The sequence below is a fragment of the Paractinoplanes durhamensis genome (assembly GCF_016862175.1).
Classification (GTDB): domain Bacteria; phylum Actinomycetota; class Actinomycetes; order Mycobacteriales; family Micromonosporaceae; genus Actinoplanes; species Actinoplanes durhamensis.
Genome location: NZ_BOML01000027.1, coordinates 1 through 12,383, shown reverse-complemented (window position 1 = coordinate 12,383; position 12,383 = coordinate 1). Strand labels below are relative to the sequence as shown.

At 70.5% G+C, this 12,383-nt stretch carries 10 protein-coding genes; 5 read left to right on the top strand and 5 right to left on the bottom strand.

The window, feature by feature from the left end; all coding sequences use genetic code 11:
- Positions 1 to 9: 9 nt before the first annotated feature.
- Complete coding sequence (locus Adu01nite_RS15755; protein ID WP_203727603.1) at positions 10 to 489, top strand: hypothetical protein; 480 nt, start codon at positions 10 to 12, stop codon at positions 487 to 489.
- A gap of 46 nt (positions 490 to 535) precedes the next feature.
- Here the strand turns inward: Adu01nite_RS15755 and Adu01nite_RS15750 are convergent, their stop codons facing one another.
- From Adu01nite_RS15750 to Adu01nite_RS15740, 3 genes are all read right to left on the bottom strand, one after another.
- Positions 536 to 2,854 carry a glycoside hydrolase family 95 protein gene (locus tag Adu01nite_RS15750; RefSeq protein WP_203727602.1) on the bottom strand — a complete coding sequence of 773 codons (2,319 nt, stop codon included), beginning with the start codon at positions 2,852 to 2,854 and terminating at the stop codon, positions 536 to 538.
- Positions 2,855 to 2,993: 139 nt separating this feature from the next.
- Positions 2,994 to 4,424 (bottom strand): MATE family efflux transporter, encoded by a 1,431-nt coding sequence (locus Adu01nite_RS15745; protein ID WP_203727601.1) that lies wholly within the window; start codon positions 4,422 to 4,424, stop codon positions 2,994 to 2,996.
- A gap of 112 nt (positions 4,425 to 4,536) precedes the next feature.
- Positions 4,537 to 4,974 (bottom strand): MarR family winged helix-turn-helix transcriptional regulator, encoded by a 438-nt coding sequence (locus Adu01nite_RS15740; RefSeq protein WP_203727600.1) that lies wholly within the window; start codon positions 4,972 to 4,974, stop codon positions 4,537 to 4,539.
- Between the two features lie 195 nt (positions 4,975 to 5,169).
- Between Adu01nite_RS15740 and Adu01nite_RS15735 the strand changes: the two genes are divergently transcribed.
- From Adu01nite_RS15735 to Adu01nite_RS15730, 3 genes are all read left to right on the top strand, one after another.
- The gene (locus tag Adu01nite_RS15735; RefSeq protein WP_203727599.1) at positions 5,170 to 5,892 is read left to right on the top strand and encodes a hypothetical protein; all 723 of its coding nucleotides are present in this window, start codon (positions 5,170 to 5,172) and stop codon (positions 5,890 to 5,892) included.
- A gap of 39 nt (positions 5,893 to 5,931) precedes the next feature.
- Complete coding sequence (locus tag Adu01nite_RS48485; RefSeq protein ID WP_275414656.1) at positions 5,932 to 6,057, top strand: hypothetical protein; 126 nt, start codon at positions 5,932 to 5,934, stop codon at positions 6,055 to 6,057.
- Between the two features lie 116 nt (positions 6,058 to 6,173).
- Entirely contained in the window at positions 6,174 to 7,397 is a 1,224-nt protein-coding gene (locus Adu01nite_RS15730; protein ID WP_203727598.1) for a hypothetical protein, read from the top strand.
- A gap of 4 nt (positions 7,398 to 7,401) precedes the next feature.
- Here Adu01nite_RS15730 and Adu01nite_RS15725 read toward each other — a convergent pair whose 3' ends face one another.
- Entirely contained in the window at positions 7,402 to 8,007 is a 606-nt protein-coding gene (locus Adu01nite_RS15725; RefSeq protein WP_203727597.1) for a DUF998 domain-containing protein, read from the bottom strand.
- An 82-nt stretch (positions 8,008 to 8,089) separates the two neighbouring features.
- On the opposite strand from Adu01nite_RS15725, the gene Adu01nite_RS15720 reads away from it, so the two are divergent.
- On the top strand, positions 8,090 to 11,239 hold the full coding sequence (locus Adu01nite_RS15720) for an AfsR/SARP family transcriptional regulator (RefSeq protein ID WP_203727596.1): 3,150 nt from the start codon (positions 8,090 to 8,092) through the stop codon (positions 11,237 to 11,239).
- Here Adu01nite_RS15720 and Adu01nite_RS15715 read toward each other — a convergent pair.
- A complete protein-coding gene (locus Adu01nite_RS15715; protein ID WP_239132444.1) occupies positions 11,229 to 12,221 on the bottom strand; it encodes a zinc-binding dehydrogenase in 993 nt (330 codons plus the stop codon). The genes Adu01nite_RS15720 and Adu01nite_RS15715 overlap by 11 nt on opposite strands.
- Positions 12,222 to 12,383: the final 162 nt, after the last annotated feature.

The following is a 12,383-nucleotide window of genomic DNA, read 5'->3' as shown; positions in this document are numbered from 1 at the left end:
CGTGGCGGAATGTCATATCTGCGCCGGGGGCTGGCGCTGCTGACACTGCTGGTGAGTGGCCTTCCCATGGCTGCCTGCCACGGCAAAGTGGCCGACGAGTGGTTGACCGCCCAACTCGTCGACAACAAGATCGTGCTGACCATCGGAGGGCAGTGCGGGGAGCAGAGCTTCCTGCGCCGCCTCGAGGTCGCCGACACGGTCACCCCCAACCCATCCGGTTCTGGATCACCCCGTCACCTGCTGTGGGCGGTTCGCCGCCTCGACCCCTCGACCGCAACACCGACCGTGACCGTCGGCCAGGTGCCGACCGGGTTCGAAGAGTTCACCCCGATGGGCTCGCTGACCTGGCCGATCACCATCGACGTCTGGACAAATTTCCGGTACGGGATCGACATCCCGCAAGGTGACCTTTCCGGCGGAGCCGCCAAGAAGTATTCACCGCAACCGATCTGGAACGAGAAGTCCGAAGTCGCACCTCCGAGCTGCTGAGCCCGGCTCCGTCCTGCCCCTGGCGGGGGGCAGGACGACCTCTTTCTCAGGCTGGGGAAAGCCGGTAACGGACGCTGGGGCTTGCGGAGAACGTCACGCTTTCCCCCTTGCGTACGACCTGGGCCGTACGCCCGGAAAGCTCCTCCGTCAGGCGGAAGTCGGACGCCCAGCGTTCGCACCGCAGAGTGATGTCGCCGCCCTTACCTGCTGTCACCGTGATCTCGCGCGCTGTGCCGGCCGACCAGGCTATGTCGACCGTCAGGTCGCCGCGCGCCCGCAGGCCCGACACCCGGCCGTCGGGCCACGCCGCCGGCAGGGCCGGGAGGATGTGCACCTCGTCGCCGTGCGACTGCAGCAGCATCTCCACGATTCCGGCGGTGGCACCGAAGTTGCCGTCGATCTGGAACGGCGGGTGGGTGTCCCAGAGGTTGGCGAGGGTGCTGGCCTTGAGCTGCTCGCTCAGCATCAGGTGAGCGTGGTCGCCGTCGAGCAGCCGCGCCCAGAAGTTGACCTTCCAGGCCTTGCTCCAGCCGGTGCCGCCGTCGCCGCGGGCGCGCAGGCTCACCTTCGCCGCGTTCGCGTAGGCGGGCGTGGTGGCCGGCGAGATCTGCCGGCCGGGATGCAGCGCGAACAGGTGCGAGGCGTGCCGGTGCTCGTCGGTGGGGTCGTCCCAGTCCCCCTTCCACTCCTGGAGCTGACCCCAGCTCCCGATCCGGGTGCCCTGGTCGAGCCGCTGCCGGGCAGCCTCGACCTCGGCGCCGAATTCGGTGTCCCCGAGGATCGCGGCCGCCTCGATGACGCCGGTGAACAGGTCCCAGACGATCTGCTGGGACATCGACGCGCCGGCCGTGAAATCGCCGTGCTCGGGGGAGTAGCTCGGCGAGACGACCAGGGTGCCGTCGCGCGGGTCGGTGACCAGCTCGGCCAGCCAGAAACGGGCGGCGTCCCGCATCACCGGGTAGGCACGAACGCGCAGGAAAGCTTCGTCCAGGGTGAACCGGTAATGGTCGTAGAGGTGGTGGGCGAGCCAGGCCGCGGCCTCCGGGAACCAGAACGCGGTCGCCCAGTCGTGCACGCCGGTGAATCCGAACGGATTGGTCTCGTTGTGCACCACCCAGCCGGGATTGCCGAACATCTCCGCGGCTGTCTTCGCCCCGGGCGGTCGAAGCGCTTCGACGAAGGCGACAAGAGGCGCGGTGGTGTCGCTCAGGTTGGCCGGGCCGGCCGGCCAGTAGTTCATCTGGATATTGATGTTCGTGTGGTAGTCGGCGCTCCACGGCGCCCATGCGTCCTTGTTCCACACGCCCTGCAGATTGGCCGGGAGGAGGTCGCCGGCCCGGCTCGACGCGATCAGCAGGTAGCGGCCGTATTGGAAGAAGAGCGCCTCCAAGGCCTTGTCGGCGGGGGTGCCGGCGCCCTGGTAGGCGGCGAGCAGCTGGTCGGTGGGCTGCGGCGGCATCTTCTGCCCGATGTCCAGACGCACCCGGTGCATCAGGGCGCGGTGGTCGCGCTGGTGCGTTTCGCGCAGCTCGGCGTAAGGAGTTTTCGCGGCCCGGTCGAGGTTCGCCGTCACCTTTTCGTGCGGGTCGGCGCCACGGTAATCCGGATCACGGCCGGCGTAGTCCGTGCCGGCCGTGATCCGGATGGTCGCGCTGTCCGCGCCGGCGACCGTGATGCTGCCGTCGGCATTGTCGGTGCGGGTGCCGCCCTCGATGCCGACCTGAATCTGTGCCTCGAAGCGGAGGCCGTTGTCGGTCAGCGCGCCTTTGGCGGTTATCCGGCCGTCAACGGCTGTCTGCTCGCTGGTCCGATTTGCCGGGAGCGCGACCGCGACGACGACGTTGACCTGGCCGGGGTGGTCCGCGCTCAGGTGGACGACGATCGCCCGGTGCGGGTGGCTGACGAAATGCTCGCGCCGATGGCGTACGCCAAGCGTGGTGTATTCGACGGTGGCGATCGCGTTCGCGATGTCGAGCGACCGCCGGTAGTCCTCGGCCGTCGCGGGCGGCAGGGTCAGCGTGAGCTCGCCGAAGCTCTGGTAGCTGCCGTAGCCGATCTTCGGCTGGCCGAGGGCCGCGGCCACCTCCTCCGGCGCGACCCGCACCCGCTCGTCGATCTGCCGCTGCACCCCGGCGATGGCGCCCGCCCGGGGCTCCCGCCAGTTCCCGGAGTCGTAGCCGTCGGCCGACCCCGGCCCACCCGTCCACAGCGTCTTCTCGTTGAACTGGATCGTCTCGCCGTCCACCCGGCCGAAAACCATCGCGCCGAGGTCACCGTTGCCGATCGGCAGAGCCTGGCTCTCCCAGTCGGTGGCCGGCGTGTCGTACCAGAGAATGAGCTCGTCCTCGTCGTCCGGGCGCTGCACGTCCCCTCCTTATGGTGATTGAGGCGCATAAATGTCAGGGGAAGGTTACGGTCATCCCGGCCGTGTCCGCATCCGGCGGCGAAGGAGATGACCTGGTGACCGACTGCACGAGCGTGCCCGCCGGCCCGCCCGGCCGGGGTCAGGCCTCGGCGAGTACCTCTTCGGCGCGCTCCGGGCTGCCCTCGGCCAGGCCGCGGTCGATCGAGTTGCGGGACGCCAGCCACATCACCAGGCCGACCAGGAACACGATGCCCTCGGTGACGGTCAGCGCCCAGATGATGCCGGGCAGGCCGAACCAGAGGTTGCCGAGCAGCACGATCGGGATGAACAGGACGCCCTGCGACATCGACATCACGATCGCCGGCGTTGCCCGGCCCGCCGCCTGGAACAGTGACGTGATCAGGCCGGCGAACCCGTTCGCGATCATCGCCACCAGCTGCGCGGTCAGGATCGTCGCACCGATGGTGAGGACGTCGCGATCGTTCGCGAAGATCGACAGCACCTGCTCGCGGAAGAGGAACACGCCGGCCGCGAAGGTGAAGACGATGGCGCCGACCGCGATCGTCGAGGCGCGCAGGGCGGCCATCAGCCGGGCCCGGTCGCCCTTGCCGTAGGCGTAGGCCAGCAGCGGCAGCACGCCGATCGTGACGCCCATGACCAGGAACTCCGGCACCTGCGCGATGCGCACCGCGACCCCCATCGCGGCGAGCGGGCCATCGCCGTACCCGGCGGCAAGGTTGTTGAGGACCAGGCTGGTGACGATCAGGAAGGCCGCTTGGAGCAATTCACCGACCCCAACCCCGAAGACCGGCTTGAGTACGGCGGGGGAGAGCGTGAACCAGCGCGGCGCGAGACTGACGTGCTCGCTGTTCTTGTGCAGCCAGTAGGCCCAGTAGGCGACGCTGATCAGGTTGGCGAGGCCGGTCGACAGGGCCGCACCGGCCACGCCCCACGGCAGCACCAGGATGAACAGCACGTCGAAGACGAGGCTTGCGATGGTGGAGGCGATCAGCCCGATCATCGCCTGCCGCGCCGCGCCCTCGGCCCGCACCAGCTGCTCCAGGCAGAAGGCGGCGGCCAGCACCGGCACGAAGATCAGCAGGACGGTGACGAAGTCGGTGGTGGCGGGCACCGCCGAGGCGTCCGCGCCGAGCAGCGACACCAGCGGGTCGAGCAGGACCAGGCCGAGGCCGCCGAAGACGACGCCGGCGATGACCGCGCCCCAGACGGCGAACGACGACACGTGCTTGATCTCGCCGGCCTTGGCGGGCTCGTTCTCGGCCGCGCCGAGCAGCCGGGAGATGAGCGCGCCGCCACCGACGCCGAAGACGCTGCCGATCGCCATGACCAGGCCGAGCAGCGGCGTGCCGAAGGTGACCGCGGCGAGCAGTGAGCTGTCGTGCAGCGAGCCGATGAAGCCCGCGTTGATGACGTTGTAGATGGCGCCGACGACCATCGCGGCCGCCATCGGCACGCAGAGGTGCACGAGGGCGCGGGTCATCGGGGCGGCGGAGAGGTACCAGCGGTTGGTGCCTACGATGTCGGGCTTCGCCAGTGAGTCGGTGGTCATGATCGCTCCGTTTCCAGGCAGGATCGAGCGCACCGATCGGATTTGGGCGCGCCTGATGGCGCGCCGGCAGATTCATCGGCACGGTGAGGTGAAGGGCTGAGTGCGGGGCGGGCTAGCGGGTCGGTTGCGGCAGCTCCGCGGTGATCTTCGTGAGCAGGGCGTGCAGGGTGGCTCGTTCGGCCTGGTCGAGCGGGCCGAGGATGATCTCCTCGACGTCGGCCATCGCGGTCTCGAACCCGGAGATCAGCTCGGCGCCGGCCGCCGTCGCGTAGACGCGCTTGCTGCGCTCGTTGCCGCTCTCGGTGCGGCGCTCGACCAGGCCGCGGCGCTCGAGCCCCTGCAGGAGGCTGGAGACGCTGGCCGCGCTGGTGCGGCTGACCTCGGCGATGTCGCGCTGGATCGCGCCGGGCGTCTGCACCAGGTAACCCAGGACGAAGCTCTGCTCGTGACTGAGCTCGCGGGCCCGGATCCAGTCCTCACCGTGCTTGCGCTGGGCCCAGCCGATCCAGCGGAGCAGGTCGAGCGAGGTGGTGAGCTTCGGCGTATCCATGCTTAGAAAGCTAACCGTTAAGGCTCTAACTGTCAAGGCTCGAACTGAGCGTACGGGCCAGGGCGAGCAGGTCGGCCACCGCCGGATGGCTCGCCGGGCCGCCAGACCAGTCAAGTCTTGATTCAACTTCGCTGCGCACGACGGGAAGCCGACAGTCGCCGCTGTGCCGCTGGTGCGCTGCCGCAGAATCGAAGAGTGAGCGATCGGGGGCATGACTCGCCGGTGACGCCTGGCCCGATACGCCGGTTCCTGGAGGGTGTCGCCATCAATGTGGTGTCGGCGGCGGTGCTTTGGCTCGGCGCCAGGGCCACTGGTCTTGTTCAGGGCAATCCGGTCGCCACGTTGACCGCTTCGGGTGTCGCCGCCGGAGGGCTCGTCACCATTGCGGCCTCGTACGTCGTCCGGCGAGAGAACGTTCTCTGGCGCGTCCGTGAAATCGTCAACTTCATAAACCTGTCCACGCCTGCTGGAGTCCTGATGGCTCTGATCGGCGGAGCCAAGCCACATCGAACAGCGTCGCAATACCGGATGATCCACGCCTTCCCGTACCAGTTGAGATGGCCTCGCGGAACAGTTTTCACCCTAGGAAACGTCGTTGTCAGTCGCCGAGATACCACCACATTGCCTGCGGAATTTCTTTATCATGAGCGCCGGCACTCTACGCAGTACGCATGGTGTCTCGGCATTCTCGCGCTAATTCCATACACGATTGCCTGCGGCTGGTCCTGGCTATTGACCGGAAGCTTCTCCGCCCGCAACGTATTCGAGAAGAGGGCTGGCAACGGGAGCGGCGGATACTATTCCCACCCCTTGCGGCCGCTATCACGCCGAGCGTGGTGGGCGATTGGTGTCGGAATCGGAGTCGTTCTTGGCGGCTGCGCCTGGGTGATGGCCCAGCTCTTTTTCTATTTTCTTTAGCTCATTCTGGGTCGAATATGGCATTTGCCCGCAGAATCGATGAGCCTCGGGCCGGCCGTCGCCTGCCTCGCCGGCTACCTGCTGCTGGGCCGGCAGCTCAGTGTCGTCGAGGCGGTCGCCATCGCGCTGGTCATCGGGGCCGTACGGACCGCGGCTGTTTTGTAGCAACGGGCCGCTGTGATTCGTACGTTCGCCTCTGGTGCTTTGGGGCCTTTGTCTTGGAGCCTTGCGTGCGGTCATCACCATCATGGGTGTTGATGCGCGCCTGACGGGGGAGAGAAATGCGTAGGAAGCGACTCTGGGCGGGAGCTGCCGCCGGTGTCACCGCGCTGGTGGTGGTCGGTGGGTGTGCCGAGCAGATCAAGAGCCTTGAGCCGAAGCTGGAGCTGCGTAGCGCCGCCCAGCACCTCGCCGAGGCGAAGCAGGCCGGGTTCACGGTCAAGGTCACCGGCAGCGCCGACGACCTGATCACCGCGCTGAAGGCGGAGGCGGCCAAGGACAAGGACAGCGGACCGGTCGACGAGGACGTGATGCGGAAGCTGTTCAACTCGTCCGCCACGATCGCGTACGACCAGGCCGGCGACGGCGCCGACGACGACCGGTCGCTGCTGGCCGCCACCATCGACGGCGTGACCGGCACCGAGATCCGGCTAGTCGACAAGACGCTGTACGCGAAGGCACCGGTCAACGAGCTGGCCAAGAAGTTCGGTGAATCGGCCGCCGACATCGACGAGATCAAGTCCGAGATGGGCGCCAACCCGGGGTTCGGGACGCTCTTCGACGGTGGGTGGATCTCGGTCGACCTCAAGGAGGCGGCCAGCCTCGGCCAGTCCGGCTTCGGGCTGCCGGCCGAGAATCTCGACTCGCAGAAGACCATCACCGAGCTGAAGACCGGCGCGCAGAACCTCTTCGACGGCGCGAGCGTCGTCCGGGACACGGCCGACAAGAAGCACCTGGTCGTCACGTCGTCGACCACGAAGGCGTACGCCGAGGTCAAGCGGATCGCCACCGCGGTCAGCTCGTCCGACGCCGCCGACCTCACCGAGGACCTGGGCGAGGCGCCGAAGGACCGGCCGATCGTGCTCGACCTGTGGGTCGACAACGGCAAGCTGACCGCCCTCGAGGTCAACCTCCTGCAGTTCATCGACGGCGCGACCGGCCGGGCCGCGGTCCGGCTCGAGGTGACCACCGGCAGCGAGATCGCCGCACCCGAGGGGGCCAAGAAGCTCGACACCAAGGCGCTGGTCGGCACCGACCCGACCACCGACAGCGCCACCGGCATCGCGGACATGCTGGGGTACTCGGCGATGGACCTGGCCGAGGAGGACGGCGGCAAGCCGGCCGACCACCTCAAGGAGGCGATCGCCGACCTGGCCGGTTCGCCCTACAAGGCGAAGATCATCAAGCGTGGCGTGGCCGAGGTGACCGTCGGCGGCAGCAAGGCCTGCCTGACGCTGCCGAGCAGCACCGCCAAGGCGCCGAAGGTCGTCAAGGGCACCTGCTGACCCTTCACCGTGGGCGTCGCCGCAGCGCGACGCCCACGGTGATCAGGCCGATCACGGTCGAATACACCGCGCCGCGTTCGACCAGTCCGATGAGGAGGTTGGCTTCGGACGCCAGGTCGGCCATGAAGGCGGCCAGCGAGACGAAGCCGACGACCCCGAGCACCACCAGCGCCCTGATCCGGTATGTCCGGCCGAGCAGGATCACCAGGGCGTTCCCGGCGATGAAGGCGGCGAACGCGCCCAGTCCGTGATAGGCGGCGGTGCCGTTCTCGATCGCCTCGCCCGAGCCCGGGAACAGCCCGACCAGGGTGACGCCGATCGCGAGCAGGGCCGCCAGGACGATCGCGGCCGGGCGGCGGCCCTTCAGCTGGACGACGCCGGCGAACGCGGTGATCCCGAACAGGATGAAGCCGGCGTTCATCACCCACGCCAGCGGCGAGTACATGTACTGGCCGAAGCCGGTCGACGGGCCGTGCACGCCGAGGTTGCTGATGTAGTGGTACGTGTAGCTGTAGGGCGGATCCGTCCACGCCGCGGCGGCGATGAACTCGGCGATGAAGTAGATGGCGCCGCTCGCTATGAGCGTTGCCGTTGCGCGGGGCTGGGCCATGGTGTCCTCCGGTGGTCGATGTGCCCGAACACTGGGGCGGGCCACTGACACCGGGCAAACACGGCGCTGACAGGATCGGGGCATGGGACCGCTTCGCGTCACGCTGCTCGGCGCATTCCGGGTGTCCCGCGGCGACTTGGTCGTGCCTCTGGCCGGCACGCGGCTGCAGAGCCTGGTGGTGCGGCTGGCGCTGGCCGGCGGCCGCGCGGTCGAGTCGTCCGTGCTGATCGGCGCCATTTGGGGCGAGGAGCCGCCGCCCGGCGTCCGCCCCGCCCTGCAGACCCTCGTCTCCCGGCTGCGCAAGGTGCTCGGTACGGGCGGCGACATCGTCCAGAGCGGAGCCGGCTACCAGTTGGTGGTGGCCCCGGCCGACGTGGATGCCCTGCACTTCGAGCAGCTTGCCGCGGCCGGCCGGGAACGGCTGCGGGCCGGTGACCCGGCCGCCGCGGCGCTGCAGCTCAGCGAGGCGGTGGCGCGGTGGGGCGATCCGGCGGTCATTGCCGCCGTCGCGCCCACCGTGGCGACCCGGCTGGTGCAGATGTCGATCGAGGCGGTGGCCGACCTCGCCGAGGCCGAGCTGGCGTCGGACCGGGCCGAGGACGCGGCCGCCCGGCTCGCTTCGCTGCTGGCCGACCAGCCCGTCCACGAGCGGGCCGCGGCCCTGCTCATGGACGCGCTCGCCGCCCAGGGCCGGCAGGCCGATGCTCTCGCCCGCTACGAACAGACCCGGCAGGCCCTGGCCGACACGCTCGGTACCGACCCGGGCGCCGCGCTGCGGGAACGGCACCTGCGGCTGCTGCGTCCCGCGCCTTCGGTGGTCGACCGCCGGCCCGGCAACCTGCCCGCTGCGCTGAGCAGCTTCATCGGCCGGGCCGGCGACCTCGCCCGGATCGATGCCCTGCTCACCGCCGGGCGGCTCGTCACCGTGCTCGGCCCGGGTGGCGCCGGGAAGACCCGGCTCGCGCTGGAAGCCGCCCGCCAGCGCGACGGCGCCTGGTTCATCGACCTCGCGGCCGTCACCGAGCCCGCGAAGATCGCGGCCACCGTGCTGGCCGGGATCGGTCTGCGCCCCGGGCGGCGGACCGGCGGTGACGAACTGGACGCCCTCGTCGACGAACTCAGCGGCCGGGAGTGCCTGTTACTGGTCGACAACTGCGAGCATCTGATCGACGCCGTGGCCCGCCTGGTCGCGGCGCTGCTGACCCGCTGCCCCGGGCTGCGGGTGCTCGCCACCAGCCGCGAACCCCTCGCGGTCGACGGCGAGGCGCTGGTGCCGCTCGGCCCGCTCGCCCTGCCCGGCCCCGGCGACGACGTCGAACAGGCCCGGTCGGTGGCCTCGGTGCGCCTGTTCGCCGAGCGGGCCGCCGCGGTCCGGCCTTCGTTCGCCGTCGACGTGACCACGCTGCCGGACATCGTGCGGGTCGTGCACGGCCTGGACGGTCTGCCGCTCGCCCTCGAGCTGGCCGCCGCCCGGCTGCGGACGCTGGCCCTGCCCGAACTGGCCGACCGGCTCTCCGACCGGTTCCGCCTGCTCACCACCGGCAGCCGCACGGCCCCGGCCCGGCATCGCACGCTGCGCGCGGTCATCACCTGGAGCTGGGAGTTGCTCGACGAGCACGAGCGTACGGTCGCGGAACGCATCTCGATTCTGCCCGGCGGCGTCACGCCCGCCTCGGCCACCGCGGTCTGCGCCGGCACCGGCGTGCCCGACGCCGACATCCCCGACCTGCTCGCCGCCCTCGTCGACCGGTCGCTGCTGCAGCTCGCGCCGGACACCGGCCGCCACCGCATGCTGGAAACCATTCGCGAGTACGGCATGGACCGGCTGCCCGACGTCGGCGCGACCCGGGATCTGGCCGCCGCCCACTTCACCGAGCTGATGTCCCGGCACGACCCGCAGCTGCGTGGGGCCGGCCAGCCGACGGCGATGAAGGTCATCGGCGCCGAGTACGACAACACGATCGCCGCCCTGCGCCACCTCTGCGCCAGTGGCGACCCGGCCGGGGCGGTCGCCCTCGCGCTGACCCTGACCTGGTACTGGCAGATGTGCGGCCGGCATGCCGACGCCGCCTACTGGTTCAGCGCGGCCCTGGCGCTGCCACCGGACGGGCCTGCGGCCCAGCGTGACTGCGCCCGGGCCGCCTTCCTGCTCAACCGGGCCGACATCCTCTCCGGGATCAGCGGCGAGGAGGCCGCGGACGACCGGGCCGAGATGCGCGCGCTGGCCGACCGGCTGCGCACCTATCCGGAGCTGCCCAGCCACTACCGGGTGATCGGCCCGATCCTGCTCTTCCTGCAGGACCCGGCGGCCGCGCTCGGCATCTTCCGGGAGCTCGCCGACGGCGACGACGGGTGGCTGGCCGGGCTGGCCCACATGTTCCAGGCCGAGATCGCCGAGAACACCGGGGAGCTCGACGCGATGCGGGTCCACGTGGCGGCGGCCCTGACCCGCTTCCGGCAGGCCGGCGACCGCTGGGGCGAGGCCGGTGTCCTGTCGATGCGCGCCCACCTGCGGCGATACGACGACCTCGACGGCGCGCTGGCCGACCTGGGGGAGGCCCGGACGCTGGCCGCCGAGTTCGGCGCACCCAGCCTCGGCGACCAGCTCTACAGCGACCTGCGCTGGATCGACGTGTACGTGCGTCGCGGCGACACCGGCCCGGCGACGGCCCTTCTCGACGCGGCCCGGGCGCGGGCGCAGCACGCATCGTCGTCCTCGTCCTCGGCCGAGATGCTGATCCTCATCGACGCGCGGGAAGCCGCCCTGCGGGTGTATCTCGGCGACCTCGACCGGGCCGGCGAGCTGCTCGACCACGCCGACCGGGGTCTGCTCGGCGACACCGGGTTCCCCACGCACGGCGCCCGGAGCTTCGTCGCCAACGCCCGGGCCGCGCTCCGCCTGGCGCGGGGCGACCTCGCCGGCGCGGACAAGGCGCTGGGGGAGGCGTATGCGGCGGCACTGGCCACCCAGGAACTGCCGATCGTGTCGCAGGTGGCCGTGCAGGTCGCCGCGCTCGCCGAGGCCCGCGGCCGGCACGACGAGTCGGCCCGGCTGCTCGGGGTCGCCGCCCGGCTGCGCGGCGCCCACGACCACACCGATCCGCAGGTCCGCGCGCTGACCGACCGTGGGCGGGCGTCGCTGGGCGAAGAGGTCTACGCCGAGGCCTACGCGAGCGGCTGGGAGTTGGACGGTACGGCCGCCGTGAGCTCACTGAGGGTCGCTACGGCGTAAGCACGATCCGCCCGAAGACCTCACCGGCGGCCATCTTCCGGTGCGCGAGGACGGCTTCTTCCAGCGGAAGCACCTCATGCACCACGGTTCGGAGGTCACCGCGGGCCGCGGCGGCGAACTGCTCGGTCCGGACGGCTCGCCGTGCCTCCTCCGGCACCGTCGCGGCGCTGAAAGTGGCAAAGGTCAGCGACTTCTGAAACGCCGCCATCATCGTCATGCCGAAGTCAGCGCGCGGCATGCCACCAACCGCACCGACGACGACGAGCCGGCCGGTCGGCTTGAGCCGCTCGAAAAACAACGGCATGCCCGGCCCAGCAACGACATCGATGATGACGTCGAAGGAGTCGCTGCCACTGCCGCCGCCGCTGCTGCCGTCGGCGTCGGCGTGGTGGTCGCGGTTGCCGTCGCGGTTCAGCACGTGGGTCGCGCCGAGGTCGCGTAGCAGGCGGCCGCGCTCGGGGGACGAGGTGGTGACCGCTACGGCCGCCGCTCCGCCGCTGGCGGCGAGCTGCACGGTCATGATGCCGAGGCTGCCCGCCGCACCCCGCACCAGCACCGACTCGCCGGGGACGAAACGGGCGTGGGCCAGGCCGAAGTGGGCCACGATGCCGGCGCTGCCGAGCGCCACAGCTTCGACCGCGGACAGGTCGGCCGGCAGCGGAACGGCGTCGCCGACCGGGGCGACCGCCTGCTCGGCGTAGCCGCCGCCGACGCTGGTGCTGATCGGCGCCCACACCCGCCGCCCGATCCAGGCGGGGTCGGCGTCTTCGCCGACCGCGGTGACCGTCCCGGCGACCTCACCGCCCGGGACAAAACCCTCGGGAAAACCCAGAGCACCGCTGCGGATCATCACGTCGACGCCGCCGACCCCGGCCGCCTCGACGGCGATCAGCACCTGCCCCGACGCCGGCGCCGGGTCGGGGAGGTCGATGACCGCCAGCCCATCCGGCCCGCCGAACTTCTTGATCGAGATCGCCTTCACCGCCCGGACGCTACCGGACGCAGGCGTCCGCTTAGCTAAAGTGAGAGCATGCCCGACCGTTTGCCTCACTCACCGCGCGTGGAGGCACCGCGCGTGGAGGCACCGCGCGTGGAGGCACCGCGCGTGGAGGCACCGCGCGTGGAAGCACCGCGCGTGGAAGCA

Bases quoted from the DNA above. Each gene is read 5' to 3' on its own strand.
- Adu01nite_RS15755 (WP_203727603.1), top strand. From the start codon at position 10: ATGTCATATCTGCGCCGGGGGCTGGCGCTGCTGACACTGCTGGTGAGT.
- Adu01nite_RS15745 (WP_203727601.1), bottom strand. From the start codon at position 4,424: ATGACCACCGACTCACTGGCGAAGCCCGACATCGTAGGCACCAACCGC.
- Adu01nite_RS15740 (WP_203727600.1), bottom strand. From the start codon at position 4,974: ATGGATACGCCGAAGCTCACCACCTCGCTCGACCTGCTCCGCTGGATC.
- Adu01nite_RS48485 (WP_275414656.1), top strand. From the start codon at position 5,932: ATGAGCCTCGGGCCGGCCGTCGCCTGCCTCGCCGGCTACCTGCTGCTG.
- Adu01nite_RS15730 (WP_203727598.1), top strand. From the start codon at position 6,174: ATGCGTAGGAAGCGACTCTGGGCGGGAGCTGCCGCCGGTGTCACCGCG.
- Adu01nite_RS15725 (WP_203727597.1), bottom strand. From the start codon at position 8,007: ATGGCCCAGCCCCGCGCAACGGCAACGCTCATAGCGAGCGGCGCCATC.
- Adu01nite_RS15720 (WP_203727596.1), top strand. From the start codon at position 8,090: ATGGGACCGCTTCGCGTCACGCTGCTCGGCGCATTCCGGGTGTCCCGC.